Source organism: Aquabacterium sp. (assembly GCF_036279655.1).
Lineage (GTDB): Bacteria > Pseudomonadota > Gammaproteobacteria > Burkholderiales > Burkholderiaceae_C > Aquabacterium.
Map to the genome: position 1 here is coordinate 61,788 of NZ_DASUIT010000060.1, position 22,212 is coordinate 83,999.

Consider the following 22,212-nt stretch of genomic DNA (forward strand, 5'->3'; position numbering starts at 1 on the left):
TTGAGAAGCGAACACGCGAGGTTTCAGGCCTCACGCAAGCAGTCCACGATCTTGAGCCGCGCCGCGCGCCAGGCCGGCACAAAGCCCCCCACCAGCCCCATGGCCAGGGCAAACAGCAAGGTCTGTACGGCGATCGCCGGGGTCAGCGTGAACTGGAAGGCCAGCTCCGAAAAGGTCTGAAAGTTGACGGTGGAGATGTTCACGGTCTGCATCAGAGACGCCGCCGCCAGCCCGATGACACCCCCCACCAGGGACAGCAGCAGCGACTCCCCCATGAAGGCCATCAGCACGGCCGAGCGCCGAAACCCCAGCGCCCTGAGGGTGCCGATCTCGCCCACGCGCGAGGCCACCGAGCCGAACATGGTGATCATGGCGCCCACCACGGCCCCGATCGAAAAGATGATGGACAAGGACAGGCCCAGCACGCGAATGAAGGTGGCCAGCATCTCGGACTGATCGGCATAGAAGCGCACCTCGGGCTTGGCCTCCAGCAGCAGGCGCGGGTCACGGTCGATGCGATCACGCACGGCCTCGAAGCCCGCCGGATCGGCCAACTTGAACACCACGCTGGAAAACATCTGGCGTCTGAAGGCCGGCATCATCTGATCGGCATCGCCCCAGATCTCCGAATCAAAGGCGCTGCGACCGGCATCGAACACTCCCACCACATGCCAATCCCGCCCGGCAAAACGCAGCGTCTCGCCCAGGCCCGCCCCCTCGAAACCCTGCGCCACCGCGCGGCCCGTGACGATCTCGCTGGTGCCCGGGCGGAACATGCGCCCTTCGATGAAGCGCACCTGCGGCCGCAAGGCCAGCCCCTGCACCGAGGTGCCCCGCACCGTGACATTGCTCAACTTGCCCGAGCCCCGCTTGGGCAAGCTGTTGAGCACCACCGGCTCGCGCGACAGCAGCTTGCGCCCCAGGCCATCGGTGGCGATGCCCGGCAGGCTCTCGATCACAGCAGCCTGCTCGCGCGCGATGCCCGAGTTGATCTCGGCCCCCGCGCCCTTGCGCAGCACCATGACGTTGTCGTCCTGCCCGGTGGCCACCAGCGTGGCCTCGATGCCCTGCCCCATCATCAACACCGTGGCAAAGACGTAGACCACCAGGGCCATGCCCAGGGCCGTGAGCAGGGTCGTGACCCGGCGCACCCACAGATTGCGGATGATGTAGCTCAGGGGGACAGGGCGCGCGCGCATGATGGGCAGCAGTCTAAGGGACAGCCCCCACCTCCGCGCGCACGGCGGCTCACGCCGCGCCGGTCATCAGTTCCAGCTGCTGGCCAGCACCTTGCTCAGTGCCGCCTGGGTGGACGGTGGCAAGGTGGTGACGCCATCGGCCGGCACTTCGAACTTGGCCATGGCCGTGACCAGGGCATTGACCTTGCTGGCCGTCAAGGTCTGTTTATCGCTGGCGGTGATCTTTTCGATCCGGTTGGCCGAGCTGGCATACCAGCCCTCGACCGTCACCGCATCGTCGGTCCCGATGATGGCGATGTTCAAGTCATCGCCAGTGCGCGTCAGCCACAGTTGATCGGAGCGGGCATCCTGGACCTGAAGGACATCGGTGGTGAACCAGCTGCTGTCCTGATCGACGATCACGTCCTGACCATCGCCCCGGGCGAAGCGGTAGGTGTCTCCGCCCTTGCCACCGATGACCCGGTCCGCGCCCAAACCACCCGTCAGCGTGTCTGCACCCGCGCCGCCGTCCAGCAGGTCATCACCCGCAGCGCCCTGCAACTGGTCATTGCCGCCCAGACCGGTGAGGGTGTCGTCCAGCCTGTCGCCCACCAGCAGGTCCCGGCCACTCGTGCCGGTCAGTGTGAGCCCCTGAGTCACGGTGAAACCGGACCACTGGGTGCCGTCGGCAAACCGCACCAGCTCGATCTGACCGCCGCCCACCTCCAGGGTGTCGGAGCTCACGGTGGAGGTGACCAGCAGGCGTGAGGGGTCGGCAGCCATCTGTCGCACGATCAGATCCTGCGCACGGATGCCCACGCCAAACTCGACCACGTCCCCGCCCGAAGACGGGATCATGCCGGGCACCTCCTCGATGCGGTCCTGACCAAAGCCCTGCTCGAATACATAGGTGTCCGCACCACCGGTGACGAAGCTGCCGTAGCCATAGATCACCGGATCCCGCATGTAGTAGCCGTTGTCGATCAGGACGTCGTTGCCCGCCCCGCCCACATAACGGTCCTGGCCCCAACTGCCGACCAGGGTGTCATCGCCCGCCAGACCGGTGAGCGTGTCATTGCCACTGCTGCCCACCAGCGAATCGGCCGCATCTGTCCCGACCACGGCGCGGTTGGTCACCGCCAGCAGGTCCGCCGCCCCCAGGGCCGAGCCATCGGCAAACTCGATGCGCTCGATCACCCCGACCTTGAGCTGACCGTTGTCGGTGTAGGCGCCATGCACCCGGATCGTGCCCTGACCGTTGCGCTGCGCGATGACCAGGTCGCCCAGGTTCTCGCTCAACACGAGGCTGCTGGCACTCGTGTCGTCCGTGAAGCGAATCACATCGCTGCCGGCACGGTCGTCGATGAGAATGGCGCCAGGGCCTGCCACCGCCTGGAAGCTCTCCCCCGGGCCGTAGCTGGTCTGGGTGTAACTGGCCTGCACATGGGCCGACAGATCGCTGCCCCAGCCCTGCCCGAACACATAACTGTCATCACCCGACTGATCCACGAAAGCGTCGCTGCGCGTGCCCGCCACATAGGTATCGTTGCCCGATGCGCCCACGAACACATGCACGCCATCGTTGCGCGACACCAGGGTGGCATCACCGGAGGTGCCGCCGATCACCAGGCCCGTCTGTTCGGCCGTCAGGGTCTGGGCGATGAAGTCGGCACGCGTCCACACCACGCCATCACCAAAGGTCAGCGAATCGGGAATGGGCGAGCGGGTGATCTCGCCGGGCAGGTCAATGTAGGCCAGGGACTGAGGGCCGCTGGTGTTGACCACGCCAGCAAACACGATCTGATCGTCCTGCCCTTCGAAGGACAAGGTCCAGACCGATCCGTTCACGCCATCGTTGTGCAGGCTCAAGCGTGCATTGGCCGAGGTATAGGCCGGGCTCAAGGTGATGGCATACGGGGCGGGCGACTGGGGCCCGTAGGCGTAGCGAATGGTGTCGGTGCCAAAGTCATCGTCCAGTGCAATGACGGGGGCGCCCACGGGGGAGATCGAAAACGTGTCGTCGGCAGGGGTGCCGGTCAAGGTGTCAGCCATGGTCTAGGGTCCCGGATTTGATGTAAGTGGTGTGGACGCGCTGCATCACAACGCGCACTCCAGCAGCCTATCGGGCCCATCGCCGCATCGCCCTCGGGACATACGCCTCCCCTCTTTTGGGGGATGGCGCATCCAGGACGCTCAGGCCACGTGCCTGAGCCCCTGCACGATGTCGATGCGCGACATCTTCCAGGCCGGCCATGCTGCAGCCACCAGCCCCACCAGCAAGGCCGCCAGCACCTGCAAGAGCATCGTCCCCATCGACACGTTGAACACGGGGAACAGCGACCCGGTGGCCTGCATGAACGCCTTCGCCACCGGGATGGTCACCGCCAGGCCGATGGCCCCACCGATCAGCGCGATCAACAGGCTCTCGCCAAACAGCAGCTTGACCACAAAACCCGGCCCGAAGCCCAGCGCACGCAAGGTGGCGTACTCGGCCAGGCGCTCGCGCGCGGTCATCGTCATGGTGTTGGCCATCACCACCATGATGATGACGATGATGATGAAGCTGACCGCCTGCAGGGCCAGCAAGATGGTCTCGCTCATGGACACGAAGCTGAGCTGGAAGGCCTTCTCCGTCTCGGTCAGCGTCTCGGCGTTCGAGTTGCGAAACAAGGCATCGATGCGGTGCGACACCAGCGGTGCGTCATCCGGGTCCTTCAAACCCGCCACAAACACCCCGGCATGGTCGGCCATGCTGCCCCCGCCAGGCAGCTTGCGGATGCCCTCGGCCAGGCGCTTCCAGTGCACGAACATCTGTTGCTCGTCGGTCTTGTTGTCCCGGCCCTGGTAGATGCCTCGGATCGTGAAACGCCAGTTGCCGGGGTAGATGGTGCCGCGCAGCGTGATGCTGTCGCCCAGCTTCCAGCCGTACTTGGCCGCCAGCTTGCGCCCCACCACACAGCCCTGCAGATCCCGCATGAAGTCCTGCCGCTGTGCCTCGGGGATCACGAACTCCGGGTAGAGCGCCAGGTAGCTGGGCGCATCCACGGCAAACTGCGCAAAGAAATTGGACTCGGTGATGTAGACCCCGCCAAACCAGTTGGCCCAGGACACCCCGCGCACCCCATCGACCGCCTTGATGCGCTCGGCATAGTGCATGGGCAACGGGAAGGTCAGCGAAATGGCACTGCGGGTGACCAGGCGTGCACTCGACGAGGCATCGACCCCCGCATACCAGGCATCCACCGTGGTGCGCAGCAGGCCAAAGGCACAGATGGCCACCACCAGGCCCACCAGGGTCAGCGAGGTGCGCAGCCGATGCCGAAAGGCGTTCTTGAGCAGCAGGCGCAGCAGGAACACGTCAGTGCTCCCGAGCCGCCGATGCCATGGCCTCTTCGGGCACCAGCACGCCTTTTTCCAGATGGATCAGGCGCCCGGCACAGGCCGCCGCCTTGGGGTCGTGCGTCACCATCACGATGGTCTTGCCCAGCGTGCGCTGCAGATCCTGCAGCAGCTTGAGGATCTCCTCGCCGGTGTGCCGATCCAGGTCGCCCGTGGGCTCGTCGGCCACGATCAGGGTCGGGTCGGTCACCAAGGCGCGGGCGATGGCCACACGCTGCTGCTGCCCCCCTGACAGCTCGTTGGGACGGTGGTCCAGGCGGTCGCTCAGGTGCACCATCTCCAAGGCAGCGTGTACATGCGCATGGCGCTGCTTGCGCGACAACCCCGTCAGCAACAAAGGCAGCTCCACGTTCTCGAAAGCCGTCAGCACCGGCATGAGGTTGTAGAACTGAAAAATGAAGCCCACATGGCTGGCACGCCAATCGGCCAGGGCGCCTTCGCCCAGGGTGGCAATGTCCACGCCGGCGATCTCGATGCGCCCCGAGCTGGGTTGGTCGATGCCCGCGATCAGATTGAGCAAGGTGCTCTTGCCGGAGCCACTGGGCCCCATCAAGGCCACGAACTCGCCACGCAGCACGTCCAGCTGAATGTCGACCAGCACGTCGATGCGCTGGCCACCCCGCTGATAGGACTTGCTCAGATCACGGATGCGGATGAGGGACTCGGCCATGGCGGGCCTCAGGGCTTGGCGGCAGTGAGCCGGCCCCCGGGCTGGAGCCGATCGGTCGGACCGCTCACCACCTTGTCACCCGACTGGATCGCGCCGGCCACCACAGGGATGATCTCGACCACCTCCCCCAGGGTGCGACCTCGCCTGACCGCCACGGCTTGCGCCGTCCAGGTGGCAGCATCGCCCGCGCCATCGACCTGGATGCGCCAGACCACCTGCCCCCCATCGCGCGCCTGCAGGGCTTGCGGGTTCACGGCCAGCACCGGACGCTGGTCTGCCTCGGTGATGGCCCGGGACAGGAAGCTGACCTTGGCGCTCATCTCGGGCAGGATGCGGGCATCCAGTTGATCAAAACGGATCTTGGTCATCACCGTGGCCTTGGCGCGGTCCACCGTGGGCACAATGCCCCCCACCTGGCCGCGGAAACGCGCGTCGGGCAGGGCATCGAGCACGATCTCCACCGGCTGGCCCACGCGGGCCTTGCCCACACTGCTTTCGGACACATCGGCCTCGACTTCCAGCGTGCTCATGTCGGCCATGGTGACCACCGCCCCTTGCGACCCGGCCGCATTGGAAAATGGCGTGATGATGTCGCCCACATTGGCGTTCTTGACCAGCACCACCCCATCGAAGGGGGCGCGGATGGCCGTGAAGTCTTCGTTGACCTGCTGCACCTTGACCTGGGCCTGAGCCGCGCGCACCGCCGCCTGAGCCGCCTGCACAGATGCACGGGCCGCCTGGGCACGGGTCTGCACGGCATCCACCGCCTGCGGCGAGATGAAGCCCTGCGCCTGCAGGCCCTGGCTGCGCTTGAGTTCGGCCAAGGCGTTGGTGAGCTCCACCTCGGCCTGGCGCACCCCGGCTTCGGCCTGGCGCACGCTGGCCTCGGCAGCGGCCATGGAGGCCTGCACATCGCTGGCATCCAGGCGAGCGATCACCTCGCCCTTGCGCACCGTACTGCCTTCACGCACATGGAGCTCGACCAGTCGGCCTGTGGCCTTGGACGCCACCGCGGCACGCCGCTGGGCCACCACATAGCCCGAGGCCGTCAGGTCCACATACTGCTGGGAGGGCGTGCTGGTGACCACGGCAGTGATCTGCACAGGGATGGCACGCGGCGACAGCCACCACGCCACCGCAGCGATGAGCAGCACGACACCCAGCACGATCCAGCCCACGGGCCAAGGCCTCCGGCCTGAAGCGGTGGGCCCTCGGTCGATGCTCAATCGGTTCAGGGGAGACGCGCCATCGGCTGGAGTGGTCATGGGGCTGTGCCTCAGGTCTCAGGTAGGGTTCGTGCGCGCAGCAGCAGCGTTCAGAAGCTGTCGCGTCTCCTGCGCCACCCGACGTGCGGCGCTCGCGTAATCATCGCCGCTGCTGGCGTACAAGACGGCGCGCGAGCTGTTGACAACGATCGGCCCGGTGACCTCACCGGCCGCATTGCGGCGCAAGCCCGCCTTCACGGTGGCCTCGGCATCACCGCCCTGCGCACCCACACCGGGGATCAGCAAAGGCAGCGTGGGGGCCAGCTCGCGCACCCGTGCGATCTCTTCAGGGAAGGTGGCACCCACCACCAGGCCCAACTGGCCCGTCGTGTTCCAGGGGCCCGCCGCCTGGGCGGCCAGGTGCTCATACACACGGGGCTGGCCCGGCACATCGGCCAGGCGCAGGTTCTGCAGATCGGAGCCCCCGGGGTTGGACGTGCGGCACAACAGGATCACGCCCTTGCCTTGGAACTTCAGGAAAGGCTCGATGGTGTCAAATCCCATGAAGGGCGACAGGGTCACCGCATCGGCCTGGTAACGCACAAAGGCCTCGCGGGCGTACTGCTCGGCCGTGCTGCCGATGTCCCCGCGCTTGGCATCCAGGATCACGGGCACCTGGGGCGCCACGCGCTGCATGTGCGCCATCAGGCGCTCCAACTGGTCCTCGGCCCGGTGGGCGGCAAAGTAGGCGATCTGCGGCTTGAACGCGCAGACCAGGTCCTTGGTGGCGTCCACGATGGCCGCGCAGAAATCAAAGATGCGCTCGCTCTGGCCCTTCCAGGCCCCCGGGAACTTCGAGGGCTCGGGGTCCAGGCCCACGCACAACATGGAGTCGTTGATCTGCTGGGCGTGCTGCAGGCGGTCGATGAAGCTCATGGCGGCCCGTCCCGATCAGATGCGCTTGGCCAGGGCCTCGGCCGTGCCCACGTAGTTGCCCGGCGTCATGGCCAGCAGGCGCTGCTTCTCGGCCTCGGGCAGCTCCAGGGTCTGAATGAAGGCCTGGATCGACTCGCGCGTGATGGCCTTGCCACGGGTCAGCTCCTTCAGGCGCTCATAGGGGTTAGGCAGAGCATAGCGGCGCATCACCGTCTGGATGGGCTCGGCCAGCACTTCCCAGGAAGAATCAAGGTCATCGGCCAGGGCCTGGGGGTTCACTTCCAGCTTGCCCAGGCCACGCGCCAGGCTGTCATAAGCCAGCACGGCATAGCCCAGGGCCACGCCCATGTTGCGCAGCACGGTCGAGTCGGTCAGGTCACGCTGCCAGCGGCTGATGGGCAGCTTCTGGCTCAGGTGCGTCAGCACGGCGTTGGCCAAGCCCAGATTGCCTTCGGCGTTCTCGAAATCGATGGGGTTGACCTTGTGCGGCATCGTGCTGGAGCCGATCTCGCCCGCCTTGGTCTTTTGCTTGAAATAGCCCAGGCTGATGTAGCCCCACACATCGCGTGACCAGTCGATCAGGATGGTGTTGGTGCGCGTGACCGCATCGAACAGCTCGGCCATGTAGTCGTGCGGCTCGATCTGGATGGTGTAGGGGTTGAAGGTCAAACCCAACTGGTTTTCAATCACCGACTGACTGAAGGCTTCCCAGTCCTTGTCCGGGTAGGCCGACAGATGGGCGTTGTAGTTGCCCACGGCGCCGTTCATCTTGGCCAAAAGCTTCACATCGGCGATGCGAGCACGCGCGTTGACCAGACGGGCCACCACATTAGCGATTTCCTTGCCCACGGTGGTGGGGCTGGCCGTCTGGCCATGGGTGCGGCTGAGCATGGGCAGCGCGGCCATCTCGTGGGCCATGCCCTTGAGGGTGGCGATCACGCCATCGATCACGGGCAGCAGCACCTCATCGCGCGCGGCTTTGAGCATCAGGCCATGGCTGGTGTTGTTGATGTCTTCGCTGGTGCAGGCAAAGTGCACGTACTCGCTGGCCTTGAGCAGCTCGGCGTGGCCTTCGAACTTGCCCTTAAGCCAGTACTCCACCGCCTTGACGTCGTGGTTGGTGGTCTTTTCGATGTCCTTGATGGCCTGGGCATCGGCTTCGGCAAAACGGGCCACCAGGCCACGCAGATAACCGCGCGAAGCCTCGGACAGGGCCGCGAACTCCGGCAGGCCGGCATCGGACAGGGCAATGAACCACTCCACCTCGACCTGCACACGGCGGTGCATCAGACCGAACTCCGACAGGAGCGGGCGCAGGGCAGACACCTTGGAGGCATAGCGACCATCCAGAGGCGACAGGGCAGTGAGGGCAGAAAGCGTCATGGCAGCACGTCGGGCAGGCACCCGGTCAAATGAGGGTCAACCCGACATTGTACGAACTTGCCCGCCCACACTCCAGCCCCGCGATCCGGCGGGGCGGCTCATGCCTCGAAGCGCGAGACGAAAGACGGCTGGGTGCTCAACCCCGGACCATCGGGCATCAGCGTGGACACGGGCAAGGCCGGCGGGGGCACATCGCTCTCGCGGCAAGGCCAGTGCGCCAGCAACACCTCGGGCTCGACGCGGCTCCAGACCACCAGCGACTGCATGCGCAGGCGGCGGTTGGAGATCACCGCCCAGGGCCAGTACAGACCCAGGCTGAGGATCACCCCCCACACATTGAGCGCCCGCTGCCGCACATAAGGCCCCACCGGCACCTGGCTGCGAAAACGCAGATAGCGGTTGCCGGTCTTGTTCCAGACCAGGTTGATCAGGCGCGCCTCCAGATAGGGCACCACCAGCGACAAGACCACCACGCCGGCCAGCACGCCGCACACGATCGCCCCGCGATCACTGACCGGACGGTGCAGCAGCAACCAGCCTCCCACGCCCATGAGGGCGACGCCCCCCACCAGCGACATCACCAGCAGCATCCAGACCGCCACACGCGCGAACACGCCCAGCATGGCCACACGCGTGCCCTGCCAGAGCAGGCGCATCGGCCCCAGGCGGATGTGATGCTGCCGGTACTGAAAGAGGTTCCAGTAGCGCACAGGCAGATAGAGCAACCAGGCGGCCACCAGGGCGCCCGTCATCCACCAGCCCTGCTGCAGATGGCCGTGCCAGCTCAGCAAGGCAGAGCACAAGGTGCTCACCCCCAGCACCAGGGTCACCAGCGTAGCCCGGTACACCCCCTGCCAGGGGCCATCGAACCACAGACGTCGCCCGCCCCAGGCCACCGACGAGACACGCTGCAGCACCTTCAGGTAGATCAGCAAGGGCCAGACCGCGCCGCACATCGCCAGTGCCAGCAGCCCCGCCCAGGGCGAGCCCATGGCCGCCACCGCCACGCCCCCCCACAAGACCACGGTGACCAGCATGCGCGGCCACAGCACCCTTGGCGGCAGGCGGAAATCCAGCCGATGCCCTGCTACCTCGGTATGACGCAACAAATAGCGTTGCGAGCGGCGATACGTCCAGGGCCAGGCCAGGCCCAGGGTCAGCAACACGATCAGCACATTGCCCAGCCAGACCCGCGCATACCCGGCGGGCGTGCCATCGAAACGCACAGGCCACTGCAGCACCACCCCATAGGGCAGACGCGGCACCTCTCGGGGCACAAAAGCCTGATGTCCTGGCGACGAGACGTGCCCCGAGGTGGCCGCTGGCGTCGTGTGCGACACAGGCACGGACACAGTCACCTCAGGCCCGGACAAGGTACCGGGCAAGGTGGAGCCGATCGGGTGAGGCGCCCGTGATGCAGAACGGGAAGCGTCAGAGGTCATCATCAGTGGTCAATCACTGTAACCGTGCCACGCACCCCATTCAGCACAAAAGCCCCCCCACGATGGGTGAACGTCGCCCGGAACAAACAGGGGGACGCAGGTGTTTTGTAAAATGGCCGTCAATTTGCACATCACGGCACAGAATGAAACTGATCGGATCCCTCACCAGCCCGTTCGTCCGCAAGGTCCGCGTGGTCCTGGCCGAGAAAAAACTCGACTACAAATTCGAAGTCGAGGACGTCTGGTCGGCAGACACCAAGATCCTGGAGGCCAACCCCCTGGGCAAGGTCCCCTGCCTGGTCATGGAAGGCGGCGAAGCCCTCTTTGACTCGCGGGTCATCGTCGAGTATGTCGACACCTTGTCCCCGGTCGGCAAGCTGCTGCCCCTGAGCGGGCGCGAGCGTGTCGAGGTCAAGACCTGGGAGGCCCTGGCCGACGGTCTGCTGGACGCCGCCATCCTGGCGCGCATGGAAGCCACCTGGCCCGGGCGCACCACCGAACAGCGCAGCCAGGCCTGGATCGATCGTCAGATGGGCAAGGTGCAGGCCAGCCTCAAGGCCATGAGCCTGGGCCTGGGGGACCGCACCTGGTGCACCAGCAATCACTACAGCCTGGCCGACATCGCCGTGGGCTGTGCCCTGGGCTACCTGGACTTCCGCTTCCCCGACATCGCCTGGCGCACCGACCACCCCAATCTGGGCAAGCTGTTCGACAAGCTGGCACAACGCACCAGCTTCATCGACTCGGCCCCTCCCGCAGCCTGAGGCGCGTCAAGCCTTGGCCTGCAGCTCAAAGCTGCCGGCCTGGGCGCGGTGCCAGTACTGCTCGAACACCGGCTGAGGCCAGGGCCCTTGCCCGGCTTCGGCCGCCAGCAATTGCCCCTCGGCCGTGAAGGGCAGCAGGTTCGACAGACGGTGCACCACGTGCCCTGCCCCACGCCGCACGATGTGATCCGCGGTGATCTCATGGGGATGGTGCAGACCGGCCGCCTGCACCAGCTCCTTGAGCGCATGCAGGGTGTTCTGGTGGTAGCGGTAGACCCGCTCGGTCTTGTCAGGCACCACCAGCGCGCGCTGACGTGCCGGGTCCTGCGTGGTCACCCCCGTGGGGCAATGCCCGGTATGGCAGCTTTGCGCCTGGATGCAGCCCAGCGCAAACATGAAGCCACGCGCACTGTTGCACCAGTCGGCCCCCAAGGCCATCATGCGAGCGATGTCAAAGGCACTGACCACCTTGCCCGCACACCCCAGCTTCACGCGGTGACGCTCACCCAGCCCCACCAGGGTGTTGTGAACCAGCAGCAAGCCCTCCTGCAGCGGCGCGCCCACATGATCAGTGAACTCCAGCGGCGCAGCACCCGTGCCGCCCTCGGCGCCATCGACCACGATGAAATCAGGCCACAGCCCGCTCTCGCGCATGGCCTTGACCATGGCAAACCACTCCCAAGGGTGGCCAATGCACAACTTGATGCCCACCGGCTTGCCACCCGACAAGGTGCGCAGGCGCTCGATGAAACGCACCATCTCCAGCGGCGTCGAGAACGCACTGTGACTGGCGGGCGACACGCAATCCTTCCCCACGGGCACGCCACGTGCCTCGGCGATCTCGGGCGTGACTTTGGGGCCCGGCAGCACCCCGCCATGCCCGGGCTTGGCGCCCTGGCTCAGCTTGATCTCGATCATCTTGACCTGCGGCTGGGTGGCGTTCTCGATGAAGCGCGCCTCATCGAAGCTCCCTTGCGGCGAGCGGCAACCAAAATAGCCTGAGCCGATCTCCCAGATCAGGTCCCCACCGCCCTCACGGTGGTAGCGACTCACCGAGCCCTCGCCGGTGTCATGCGCGAAGTGCCCCCGCGCCGCGCCGTGGTTCAGGGCCAGGATGGCATTGGCGCTCAGCGCGCCGAAGCTCATGGCCGAGATATTGAACAAGCTGGCGCTGTAGGGCTGCGTGCACGAAGAGCCCGCCGCCCCGATCAGCACCCTGAAATCGTGCGACGACACCTCGGTGGGCGCCACCGAATGACTCAACCACTCATAGCCCTCGGCCGTCACATCCTTTTGCGTGCCGAAGGGTCGTTTGTCTGGCGCCCCCTTGGCCCGCTGATAGACCAGCGAGCGCTGCTGACGCGAAAACGGCGCCGCCTCGTTATCGCCTTCGATGAAGTACTGGCGCATCTCCGGCCGGATGAACTCCAGCAGATAGCGCAGGTGCCCGATCACCGGATAGTTGCGCAGCACCGCTTTCTGGGTCTGCCGGACATCGCGGATGCCCAGGCAAAAGAGCAGCCCCATCAGCACCGACAGGGCATACCAGAGCACACTGCCACGCGCGGCCCCCAGACTCAGGCACAAGCCGCCCAGGATCAGGGTCATGGCCCAGGCCCCGTAGCGGATCGGCACCCTGTTACTCAGGCGCATCATCCAGGTCGGCATCGAACTCCCCTTCGCAACGATCGACTTCCCCATCCAATGTACGCAGATTCGATCCATTCACCTTGTGAAACACCGGGGCATATGACGGGCAGACGATTGGATCGAGGCTAAGACCAGCCTCAGAAAATGGCGAGTATGTTAAGGTAATACCTTCCAATACTGGATGCTGTCATGACATCTGCCAATGTTCGACCCGTTGCGGTCAAGATCGACCCTGACATCAAGGCCCGCGTCAAACGCCTGGCCGACGCTCGCCATCGCACCCCGCACTGGCTGATGCGCGAGGCCATCGAGCAATACGTGGAGCGCGAGGAAAAGCGTGAAGCGTTCCGCCAAGACGGCATCAAAGCCTGGGAGGCTTACCAGCGCACGGGCTTGCATGCCACGGCTGATGAGGCCGATGCATGGCTGGCTCAGCTCGAACAGGGACAAGACACTGAGCCGCCTGAATGTCACGTTTGATCTGGTCACCCCAGGCGCTGCGCGATGTCCAGCGCCTTTATCGTTTCTTGGCGGTGCACAACCTCGATGCAGCAAAGCGCGCCATCAAGGCCATTCGTCAAGAGCTCAAAGTGCTTGGTCATCAGCCTGCCATCGGTCGACCCATGCAGGACATGGAGCCTGAGTATCGCGAGTGGCTGATTGACTTCGGCGACGGCGGATATGTCGCGCTGTATCGCCTGGCGGGCGATGAAGTCGTGATCCTGGCCGTGCGCCATCAGCGCGAAGTCGGCTACTGATTGCCTCCGAGGTGCGCTGACGGCCACGATAGCGGTTTAGCGCTACACTCAAAGCTACAGCGCCGATTTGTCCGGCTTGCGGGCGCTCAAGAAATACCGCTAAAGAAGGAGCCTGACACCGGCCCCTGCTTTCCCAGCGCGGCCGGTTTTTTGTTTGAAATTGACAGCCATGTCCACACTCGGGGTCGTCACCCCCCAGTCCATCACCTTCGGCACCCCGCTCGAATTGCAAAGCGGTGCGGTGCTCAAGGACTACACCCTGGTGTTTGAAACCTACGGGCGCCTCAACGCCGACCGCAGCAATGCCGTGCTGGTCTGCCACGCGCTCAATGCCTCCCACCACGTGGCCGGTGTACATGCCGATGTCAACGGCCAGCCCCTGCCCCGCTCCGAGGGCTGGTGGGACAACATGGTGGGCCCCGGCAAGCCCGTGGACACCAACAAGTTCTTCGTCATCGGCATCAACAACCCCGGCTCCTGCTTTGGCTCGACCGGCCCGATGCACGTCAACCCCGACACCGGTCGCATCTACGGCGCCTCCTTCCCGGTGGTCACCGTCGAGGACTGGGTCAATGCCCAGGCCCGCGTGCTCGACACCCTGGGCATCGAGCGCCTGGCCGCCGTGCTGGGCGGCAGCCTGGGTGGCATGCAGGCCCTGAGCTGGACCCTGCAATACCCCGAGCGGGTGCGCCACTGCGTGGCCGTGGCCACCGCGCCCAACCTGTCGGCCCAGAACATCGCCTTCAACGAAGTGGCACGCCGCGCCATCGTCACCGACCCCGACTTCCACGGCGGTCACTTCTATGCGCATGGTGTCGTGCCCCGCCGCGGCCTGCGCGTGGCCCGCATGATCGGCCACATCACCTACCTGTCGGACGACGTCATGGAGACCAAGTTCGGCCGCGAACTGGTGGGCCGCGAGCGTGGCGACGCCCCCCACTACAGCACCCAGGACATCGAGTTCCAGATCGAAAGCTATCTGCGCTACCAGGGCGACAAGTTCAGCGACTACTTCGACGCCAACACCTACCTGCTGATCACCCGCGCGCTGGACTACTTCGACCCGGCCCGCACCTTTGGCGGCAAGCTCAGCCTGGCCATGGCCCGCGCCATGGCCAAGTTCCTGGTGGTGAGCTTCACCACCGACTGGCGCTTCTCACCGCAGCGCTCGCGCGAGATCGTCAAGGCCCTGGTCGACAATGGCCGCGACGTGTCCTACGCCGAGATCGACGCCCCCCACGGGCACGACGCCTTCCTGCTGGACGACGCCCGCTACATGGGCGTCATGCGCGCCTACTTCGACCGGATCGCCCGTGAGCTCCTGGCTGAATCGGCCACCACGCCGGAGGTGGCCGCATGAGCGCCGTGATGACCCATGTGGAGCGCCTGCAGCGCCTGGCCGAACTCGTGCCCGAGGGCTCCCGCGTGCTGGACCTGGGGTGTGGCGGAGGCGAGTTGCTCGCCCTGCTGTGCAGCCAGCGCCATTGCAGCGGCTACGGCATCGAACTGGACGACGCCAAGGTGCACGAATGCGTGCAGCGCGGTGTCAACGTCATCCAGCGCAACCTCGAAGAAGGCCTGAGCCTGTTCGACGACAACTCCTTCGATGTCGTGCTGCAGCTCGACAGCCTGCAGAACCTGCGCAACACCGAGGCCATGCTGCGCGAGACCGCGCGAGTGGGCCGCATCGGCATCGTCAGCTTCCCCAACTTCGCCCACTGGCCCCACCGCTGGAGCGTCCTCAAGGGCCGCATGCCCGTGAGCAAGTCGCTGCCTTACCAGTGGTACGACACCCCCAACATCCGGGTGACCACCTTCAAGGACTTTGCCGCCCTGGCCCACAAGAACGGCCTGCACGTGCTGGAATCCTTCGGCCTGCACGAAGGCCGGGAAGTCCGCCGCTGGCCCAATCTGCGCGCCAGCACGGCGGTCTTCAAGTTCGAGCGGGGCGGCTGAGCCCTCCCGCCCGAGCTGCCCGATCAGAAGCGGGTGCGGATACCGAAGGCCACGGTGTTGCCCGCCTTCCAGCCAGCCTGACCTTCGTCGTCACGCATGTAGACGGCATAGACGTCGGTGCGCTTGGACAGGGTGTGGTCGTAGCCCAGGCTGAAGATCTTGTGCTTGATGTCGCCTGTGCTGTTGTCCTCCTTGCTCTCGCCGTAGGACGCCAGCACCTTGCCACTCGTGCCCACCGGCACCGCGGCGCCCAGCTGGAACAGCGTGGTCTTGATGTTGTCGGTCGCGGCGGCAAAGTCCGATCCCTTGAACTGACCATACTGACCAAAGACCTTGGCCACACCGAAGTCATAGCTCACCCCCACCAGACCGAAGGTCTGCTTGGCAGGGTCGACCAGATTGCCCTTGGGGGCCTCGGCCGACTTGACGGTCTGATAGCCCACCCCGATGGCGAAGGGGCCAGCGCTGTAGCTGCCCATCAGGCCCACGCTGTTGCCTTCGGTCTCGGACTCGGCCAGTTGCACCTGCACTGCACCAGAAAAACCCGACAGATTGGGCGTGTAGTAGGCGATGGCATTGCTCCATGCCGAATCGCCCTTGTCATTGCCGGCGGGGCCACCGAAGGTCAGACGCACCGTGGGCGAGAAGCCGAAGGATCCACCATAGGGGTTGAACATCAGGGCCTGCTGGAACAGGAAGTTGTCCATGCGACCCAGCACCACTTTGCCGAAATCACCGGCCAGGCCCACATGGGCATTGCGACCCCAGAACACATCGGCATTGCTGCGACCCGATGCGCCCGAGTCCATGCGCAGGAAACTTTCCAGCGAGAACACGGCCTTGAGGCCACCGCCCAGGTCTTCCACACCACGGAAGCCGATGAAGCTGGTGGTCATCTTGCCGGACTCCACCTGCGTCAGGCGGGGGCTGTCGCCACTGCCGTTGTACGAGTTCTCAAACGAGCCGAAAGACAGGTCGAGGATGCCGTACATCGTCAAACTCGATTGGGCAGACGCACCAGAACACGCAAAGGCCGTCAGCGCCATGGCCGCCGCAGAGGCGATCCGATTCTTCATAAGGGACATGGATACTCCTGATTCACGAACACAAAGTGCCGCACACAGATGTGCAGTCACTTCATGAGTGAGCAGGACTTGTGCCGGGAAATATGACCGTTTTATGAACCAGTTGCGTGCAAATGGCACTGTTTGAGCACGCATAGACACCAACAAGATGCAAATGTGTCTTTTGCCCGTGCAAGAAAAAAGCGCCCCGAAGGGCGCTTTGAATGATCAGATCACTGCCGAAGCAGCGAAGATCAGAAGGAGTGACGGACACCCACCATGAAGCTGTTGCCAGTGGACTTGTTGGTGGCACGTTCGCTGGTGAAGGCGGCGTACAGACCGGTGCGCTTGCTCAGCGAATGGTCGTAACCCAGCGAGAAGATCTTGTTCTTCAGGTCGGTCGTGTCTTCCTTGAGTTGACCGTAGGACACCATGACATTGCCTTGAGCCGACACAGGGATGGTGGCGCCAATCTGGAACAGGGTGTCATCCACCGAAGTGTCAGCATTGTCCACATCGGTGTACTGGAAGAAGCCCTTGGCCACGCCAAAGTCATAGCTGGCGTTCAGGCTGTAGACCTTTTGCTCACCTTCGTAAGCACCAGTAGCGTTCTCGCCGTGGTCAGCATACACCGCCATCAGGCTCAGAGGGCCAGCGTTGTAGGCAGCACCCAGGGTGAAGCTGTCCTTGGCGCCATCGGCAGAAGACTCCTTGGGCGACCATTGCAGCGTGGCGGTGAAACCACCCAGATTGGGCGTTTCATAGGTCAGCGAGTTCACCCAGCCGGTGTCGGTCGTCAGCGCATTGTCAGTTGCAGCCACACCCAGGCTCAGGCCATAGTAATGACGCATCGTGGGCGACAGCAGCATGGAGCTGCCGAAGGGGTTGTAGGCCAGACCAGCGACGAACAGGGGGGTGTCGTACTGACCAATGGCCACCTTACCAAAGCCACCGCTCAGTGCGATGTTGGAGCCACGGCCCCAGAAACCACCGGCGTTGTTGCTCAGGTAGTCACCCGTGTCAGGACCGATGAAGGTCTCGAGCGTGAACTCAGCCTTCAGGCCACCGCCCAGATCTTCAGAGCCAGAGAAGCCCAGAAAGCTGGTCATCAGACCGCCACTGCCCACATGGGTGACCGAGTCACCACCGGCCGACTCCAGCGAACCCACACCCAGGTCCAGGTAGCCATACACCTTCACTTGTGCCTGAGCCACGGCGGCCAGGGCCATCAGGGCAGCACCGGCAACGATCTTCTTCGAAAACATACACTTCTCCTAAAAGTGGGATGAGAGATAAGGGACAACCTGAGATAACTGTGATTGCCTTGGGGATTGATTGTGCGAGAACACTCAAGCAAGATCCAAGCCAGATTGACCCACAATGGTGCATCCGAAGAAAATCAGGCAAAAAAGTGGCCTGAAAGAGACACTTTTAGCCATTTGTGTTTCTTTCAGGCAACAAAAAAGCGCCCCGAAGGGCGCTTTTGACTGAATCAGGCCGAAGCCGTGAATCAGAAGGCGTGCTTGATACCAACAGCGACGTTGTTCAGAGTTTCCGAACCGCCGTCAGCGCTGATGCGCAGGCTCTTCAGGCCAGCGTAGGCGCTGGTGCGCTTGCTCAGAGCGTGGTCGTACACAACAGACAGGTCACGCAGCTTGAGATCGGTGTCATCCAGCTTGGTCTGAGCAAACGAAGCCAGGACGGTGCCTTGAGCCGAGACAGGAATGGCCGTACCCAGTTGGAAAGCCTTGGTCTTGAAGCTGCCGCCGTCGCCCTTGTACTTGTTCTGACCGAACTGGCCGAACAGCTTGGCAGCGCCGAAATCGTAGCTAGCACCCAGGCCCCAACGATCGTAGTCAACGTTGGCGGTCGGCAGCGTCACGAGCGTGGCGAGCGTTGCACCCAGGGCGGTTTCGTTAGCGAAGAAACCAGCCAGGGCACCTTCTTGGGTGGAGTAGTTGAAGCCCACAGCCAGGGGACCAGCAGCGTAGTTCAGAGCCAAGCCGATGGAGTTGTCCACGCCGTCTTGCTCAGACATGCCAGCCTGAGCTGCCACGGTGAAGCCCGACAGGTTGGGCGACGTGTAGGTGATGGCGTTGGCATAGTTGCCGTAGGCGTTCGTGATCTGCGACGTGTTCATCAGGCCAGTCACAGGGAAGGGGTTGTAAGCGGCGTTGGCCAGGAAGCCCAGCGAGCGCGAGTTACCCAGCTTCACGGTACCGAAGTCGCCAGCCAGACCCAGCTCGGAGGTGCGGGCCCAGAAACCGTTGTCGGAGGAAGCACCGATGTCAGCACCGATGTCGCTTTCCAGCACGAAGAAAGCCTTCAGGCCGCCACCCAGATCTTCTTGGCCCTTGAAGCCAATGAAGGAACCGGTGTGCACGCCGGACTCAACCTTGGCGATGGAATCGGTTTCACCGGTGGTGGTGTTGAACTCTTCGAACGAACCAAACGACATGTCCACGGTACCGTAGACATTCACTTGAGCTTGAGCAGCCACGCCAGCCATCAGAGCGGCAGCAGCAATCAGGGTCTTCTTCATCATTGCAATCTCCATAAGGGATGAATCTTTGTGTGAGTGCATTGTGACAAGGCGAATTGCCAGGGTTACCCCCCAGACCTCAAAAAGCCCCCTTTTGTGGGGCATGAACGCACCATTTCGTTGCCACCAAGCAACAAAGTGGTGCAAAACCGCCACAAAACCCGCCCAAACGACCTCACCCAAAGCCGTTGAACGGGGTGGACTAGGCCTGCAAGACCCCCAGGATCTGCTCGCCATAGGCCTGCAGGCGCTTGCCGCCCACCCCGCTGATCGAGCCCAGCTCGCCCAGGCTCTGGGGCGCGATGCGCGCCATCTCCACCAGGGTGGCGTCATGGAACACGACATAGGCCGGCAGGTTGTGCTCCTTGGCCACACGGGAGCGCCAGGCCCGCAGGGCCAGCAGCCGCTCCTGGGCCATCGGATCCAGATCGGCCGGCACCGGCGAGGCCTTGCGGCGGGGGTTGCCCGTGCCACCTGAGGCGCGGCGCGGGGCCTCGCGGGCTTCGCGCAGGACCAGTTGCACCTCGCCCTTGAGCACCGCGCGGGCACTGTCGGTCAGGCTCAGGGTGTTGAACTCACCTTCGGCCACCACATGGCCCAGCGCCACCAGCTGGCGCAGCACGGCGCGCCAATGCTGCTCGCTCAGGTCGGCGCCGATGCCGAAGGTGCTCAGGCTCTGGTGCCCATATTGCTGCACCTTGTCCGTGAGCTTGCCCCGCAGGACATCGATCAGGTGCCCGGCCCCGAAGCGCATCTTGCCGTGCTGCCAGAAGCGGTAGATGCCGCTGAGCATCTTGCGCGCCGCCTCGGTGCCGTCCCAGGTCGCGGGTGGGTTCAGGCAGTTGTCGCAGTTGCCGCAGGGCTCGCTGGCCTCGCCAAAATAGGCCAGCAGGCGCACGCGGCGGCAGTCGTGTGCCTCGGCCAGGGCCAGCAGAGCATCCAGCTTGTGGCGCTGCACGCGCTTGAATTCCTCGCCCGCCGGGCTGTCGTCGATCAGGCGGCGCTGCTGCACCACGTCGGCCAGACCGTAGGTCAGCCAGGCCTCGGCCTCGGCACCGTCGCGGCCCGCACGGCCCGTCTCCTGGTAATAGGCCTCGATGTTCTTGGGCAGGTCCAGGTGGGCCACGAAGCGCACATCGGGTTTGTCAATGCCCATGCCGAAGGCGATGGTGGCCACAATGATGACGCCGTCCTCGCGCAGGAAGCGGTCCTGATGACGCTGGCGCACCCCCGCGTCCAGCCCCGCGTGGTAGGGCAAGGCGTTGAGCCCCTGCTGGCACAGCCAGGCCGCGGTTTCTTCCACCTTGCGACGCGACTGGCAGTACACCACCCCAGCCTCGCCCTCGTGGTCGTCACGGATGAAGCGCAGCAATTGCGCCCGGGGGTTGTCCTTCTCAACCAGCATGTAGCGAATGTTGGGCCGGTCGAAACTGCTGATGAAGACACGGGCATCCTGCAGTTGCAGGCGCTCGATGATGTCGGCGCGGGTGAACTCGTCGGCCGTGGCCGTGAGGGCCACACGCGGCACATCCGGGTAGCGCTCGTGCAGGACATTCAGGCCCAGATACTCTTCGCGGAAGTCGTGGCCCCACTGGCTGACGCAATGGGCCTCGTCAATGGCGAACAGGCTGAGCAGGCCGCGCTCGCGCAGGGAATCGAGCTGCGCCAGGAAGCGCGGCGTGGTGATGCGTTCGGGGGCCGCATAAAGCAGCACCATCTGGCCCGACATCATGGCGCGTTCGATGCGCTGCACGTCGTCCAGCGTGAGGGTGCTATTAAGAAAGGCCGAGGCCACTCCCACTTCATCGAGCGCCCCCACCTGGTCGTGCATCAGGGCGATCAGGGGTGACACCACGATGGCCACCCCTTTGCCGGCGCGGTGACGGGCGATGGCCGGTATCTGATAGCACAGGCTCTTGCCGCCCCCTGTGGGCATGAGCACCAGGGCATCCCCCCCTTCGGCCACGTGTTCGACAATGGCCTGCTGCTGCCCCCGAAAGGCGGGGTAGCCGAACACCTCTTGCAGGATGGCCAGGGGTGCGGTGGAGGTCATGGGCAAAGGAGAGGCTTCAGGTCGTCGAGGAGGGCGCGGCACGCGCAAGGGCCGCAAGGGCCGCAAGGCCCTGCATTGTGAGGCCTGCCCTGGGAGGCTGCCCCCTCCCCCGTCGGGACGCCCCCCACTTGGGGATGGCGGCACCCGCCGCTCGAGCCATAATGCCCAGGCCATTCAAGGGCAACTAACCAACGAACGCTTTTATTTACCAACCGACATAGGAAACAGGCCATGGCCTCGATCAACAAAGTCATCATCATCGGCAACCTCGGTCGCGACCCTGAAGTGCGCTACACCCCCAACGGCGCAGCGGTCTGCAACGTTTCGGTGGCCACCACGCGCAACTGGAAAGACAAGAACAGCGGCGACAAGGTGGAAGAGACCGAATGGCACCGTGTGGTGTTCTACGACCGTCTGGCCGAAATCGCGGGCGAATACCTGAAAAAGGGCCGCTCCGTCTACGTCGAGGGCCGCCTCAAGACCCGCAAGTGGCAGGACAAGGACGGCAAGGACAACTACACCACCGAAATCGTGGCCGAGAACATGCAGCTGCTGGGCGGCCGTGAAGGCAGCGGCGGTGGCAACTACGGTGGCGGTGGCGCCCAAGGTGGCGACGAAGGCTTCAGCCGCGAACCCGCGGAAACCAGCCGCCCGGCCGCACGCCCGGCGCCAGCCGCCTCGCGTCCTGCGCCCCAGAAGTCGTCCACCGGCTTCGATGACATGGATGACGACATTCCGTTCTGATCGACCCTGCACACAGCCCAGACCCACAGGCCCGCGGCAGCACATGCCCCGGGCCTTTGTCTTGCCTGGATCACCAGGGCAGTTTGCCCGTCAGCGTCTGCCAGAGCATGACCCAATCGCCCATGAAGCTGTAGAGCGGGTATTCAAAGGTGGCAGGCTTGTTGTGCTCAAAAGCAAAGTGCCCCACCCAGGCAAAGCCATAACCCAGCAGCGGCAGCAGCCACAGGGCCATCCACTGCCCGGTGGTGATGACCGAGACCAGCAAAGCCAGCACCAGGAGCGAGCCCACCACGTGCAGGCGGCGGCACACCCGGTTCTCATGCTGGGACAGGTAGAAGGGGTAGAACGCCTGGAAGGATTGGTAACGCTGCATGGCCCGCAGCTTGACCGATCCTGGCTGCAAAATCAAAAGGGTTTGCGATAAAAAAACCGCCCTGGCGTGAACCAGGACGGCTTTCAAGTGATCAG

At 64.4% G+C, this 22,212-nt stretch carries 20 protein-coding genes; 6 read left to right on the forward strand and 14 right to left on the reverse strand.

Translation table 11 applies throughout. The annotated features are described in order from the left end of the window. Positions 1 to 23 precede the first annotated feature (23 nt). The 8 genes from VFW84_RS07090 to VFW84_RS07125 all read right to left on the reverse strand — a co-directional run bounded on the left by VFW84_RS07090 (position 24) and on the right by VFW84_RS07125 (position 10,216). Positions 24 to 1,199, reverse strand: coding sequence for an ABC transporter permease (locus VFW84_RS07090; protein WP_329679746.1), 1,176 nt, complete (start codon positions 1,197 to 1,199; stop codon positions 24 to 26). A gap of 66 nt (positions 1,200 to 1,265) precedes the next feature. Continuing rightward, positions 1,266 to 3,230 carry a calcium-binding protein gene (locus VFW84_RS07095; protein ID WP_329679747.1) on the reverse strand — a complete coding sequence of 655 codons (1,965 nt, stop codon included), beginning with the start codon at positions 3,228 to 3,230 and terminating at the stop codon, positions 1,266 to 1,268. A gap of 141 nt (positions 3,231 to 3,371) precedes the next feature. After that, positions 3,372 to 4,535 (reverse strand): ABC transporter permease, encoded by a 1,164-nt coding sequence (locus tag VFW84_RS07100; RefSeq protein WP_329679748.1) that lies wholly within the window; start codon positions 4,533 to 4,535, stop codon positions 3,372 to 3,374. 1 nt (position 4,536) lies between these two features. Next, positions 4,537 to 5,247 (reverse strand): ABC transporter ATP-binding protein, encoded by a 711-nt coding sequence (locus VFW84_RS07105; protein WP_329679749.1) that lies wholly within the window; start codon positions 5,245 to 5,247, stop codon positions 4,537 to 4,539. Between the two features lie 8 nt (positions 5,248 to 5,255). Further along, the gene (locus VFW84_RS07110) at positions 5,256 to 6,512 is read right to left on the reverse strand and encodes an efflux RND transporter periplasmic adaptor subunit (RefSeq protein ID WP_329679750.1); all 1,257 of its coding nucleotides are present in this window, start codon (positions 6,510 to 6,512) and stop codon (positions 5,256 to 5,258) included. 18 nt (positions 6,513 to 6,530) lie between these two features. After that, the gene (pyrF, locus tag VFW84_RS07115) at positions 6,531 to 7,388 is read right to left on the reverse strand and encodes an orotidine-5'-phosphate decarboxylase (protein ID WP_329679751.1); all 858 of its coding nucleotides are present in this window, start codon (positions 7,386 to 7,388) and stop codon (positions 6,531 to 6,533) included. Positions 7,389 to 7,403: 15 nt separating this feature from the next. Continuing rightward, entirely contained in the window at positions 7,404 to 8,771 is a 1,368-nt protein-coding gene (gene purB, locus VFW84_RS07120) for an adenylosuccinate lyase (protein ID WP_329679752.1), read from the reverse strand. Between the two features lie 98 nt (positions 8,772 to 8,869). After that, entirely contained in the window at positions 8,870 to 10,216 is a 1,347-nt protein-coding gene (locus VFW84_RS07125; RefSeq protein WP_329679753.1) for a DUF898 family protein, read from the reverse strand. A 140-nt stretch (positions 10,217 to 10,356) separates the two neighbouring features. Between VFW84_RS07125 and VFW84_RS07130 the strand changes: the two genes are divergently transcribed. Continuing rightward, complete coding sequence (locus VFW84_RS07130) at positions 10,357 to 10,977, forward strand: glutathione S-transferase N-terminal domain-containing protein (protein WP_329679754.1); 621 nt, start codon at positions 10,357 to 10,359, stop codon at positions 10,975 to 10,977. A 6-nt stretch (positions 10,978 to 10,983) separates the two neighbouring features. On the opposite strand, the gene VFW84_RS07135 is transcribed toward VFW84_RS07130, so the two are convergent. Continuing rightward, positions 10,984 to 12,645 carry an FMN-binding glutamate synthase family protein gene (locus tag VFW84_RS07135; RefSeq protein WP_329679755.1) on the reverse strand — a complete coding sequence of 554 codons (1,662 nt, stop codon included), beginning with the start codon at positions 12,643 to 12,645 and terminating at the stop codon, positions 10,984 to 10,986. Between the two features lie 171 nt (positions 12,646 to 12,816). Between VFW84_RS07135 and VFW84_RS07140 the strand changes: the two genes are divergently transcribed. The 4 genes from VFW84_RS07140 (at position 12,817) to metW (ending at position 15,341) form a co-directional block, all read left to right on the forward strand. Further along, entirely contained in the window at positions 12,817 to 13,107 is a 291-nt protein-coding gene (locus tag VFW84_RS07140; RefSeq protein ID WP_329679756.1) for a CopG family ribbon-helix-helix protein, read from the forward strand. Next, positions 13,095 to 13,385, forward strand: a complete 291-nt coding sequence (locus VFW84_RS07145) for a type II toxin-antitoxin system RelE/ParE family toxin (RefSeq protein WP_329679757.1) — start codon at positions 13,095 to 13,097, stop codon at positions 13,383 to 13,385. The genes VFW84_RS07140 and VFW84_RS07145 overlap by 13 nt, the downstream gene beginning before the upstream one ends. A 169-nt stretch (positions 13,386 to 13,554) precedes the next feature. Then, on the forward strand, positions 13,555 to 14,745 hold the full coding sequence (metX, locus tag VFW84_RS07150; RefSeq protein WP_329679758.1) for a homoserine O-succinyltransferase MetX: 1,191 nt from the start codon (positions 13,555 to 13,557) through the stop codon (positions 14,743 to 14,745). Then, on the forward strand, positions 14,742 to 15,341 hold the full coding sequence (gene metW, locus VFW84_RS07155; protein ID WP_414638922.1) for a methionine biosynthesis protein MetW: 600 nt from the start codon (positions 14,742 to 14,744) through the stop codon (positions 15,339 to 15,341). The genes metX and metW overlap by 4 nt, the downstream gene beginning before the upstream one ends. A 23-nt stretch (positions 15,342 to 15,364) precedes the next feature. Here the strand turns inward: metW and VFW84_RS07160 are convergent, their stop codons facing one another. From VFW84_RS07160 to recQ, 4 genes are all read right to left on the reverse strand, one after another. Further along, positions 15,365 to 16,426 (reverse strand): porin, encoded by a 1,062-nt coding sequence (locus VFW84_RS07160; RefSeq protein WP_329679759.1) that lies wholly within the window; start codon positions 16,424 to 16,426, stop codon positions 15,365 to 15,367. A gap of 233 nt (positions 16,427 to 16,659) precedes the next feature. Further along, the gene (locus VFW84_RS07165) at positions 16,660 to 17,670 is read right to left on the reverse strand and encodes a porin (protein WP_329679760.1); all 1,011 of its coding nucleotides are present in this window, start codon (positions 17,668 to 17,670) and stop codon (positions 16,660 to 16,662) included. A gap of 245 nt (positions 17,671 to 17,915) precedes the next feature. Next, positions 17,916 to 18,950, reverse strand: coding sequence for a porin (locus tag VFW84_RS07170; RefSeq protein WP_329679761.1), 1,035 nt, complete (start codon positions 18,948 to 18,950; stop codon positions 17,916 to 17,918). Between the two features lie 199 nt (positions 18,951 to 19,149). Further along, positions 19,150 to 21,000, reverse strand: coding sequence for a DNA helicase RecQ (recQ, locus tag VFW84_RS07175; protein WP_329679762.1), 1,851 nt, complete (start codon positions 20,998 to 21,000; stop codon positions 19,150 to 19,152). A 231-nt stretch (positions 21,001 to 21,231) separates the two neighbouring features. Here recQ and ssb point away from each other — a divergent pair, with 231 nt between their 5' ends. Further along, positions 21,232 to 21,744, forward strand: coding sequence for a single-stranded DNA-binding protein (gene ssb, locus VFW84_RS07180; RefSeq protein ID WP_329679763.1), 513 nt, complete (start codon positions 21,232 to 21,234; stop codon positions 21,742 to 21,744). A 70-nt stretch (positions 21,745 to 21,814) separates the two neighbouring features. Here the strand turns inward: ssb and VFW84_RS07185 are convergent, their stop codons facing one another. Beyond that, on the reverse strand, positions 21,815 to 22,117 hold the full coding sequence (locus VFW84_RS07185) for a DUF962 domain-containing protein (protein ID WP_329679764.1): 303 nt from the start codon (positions 22,115 to 22,117) through the stop codon (positions 21,815 to 21,817). Positions 22,118 to 22,212 lie beyond the last annotated feature (95 nt).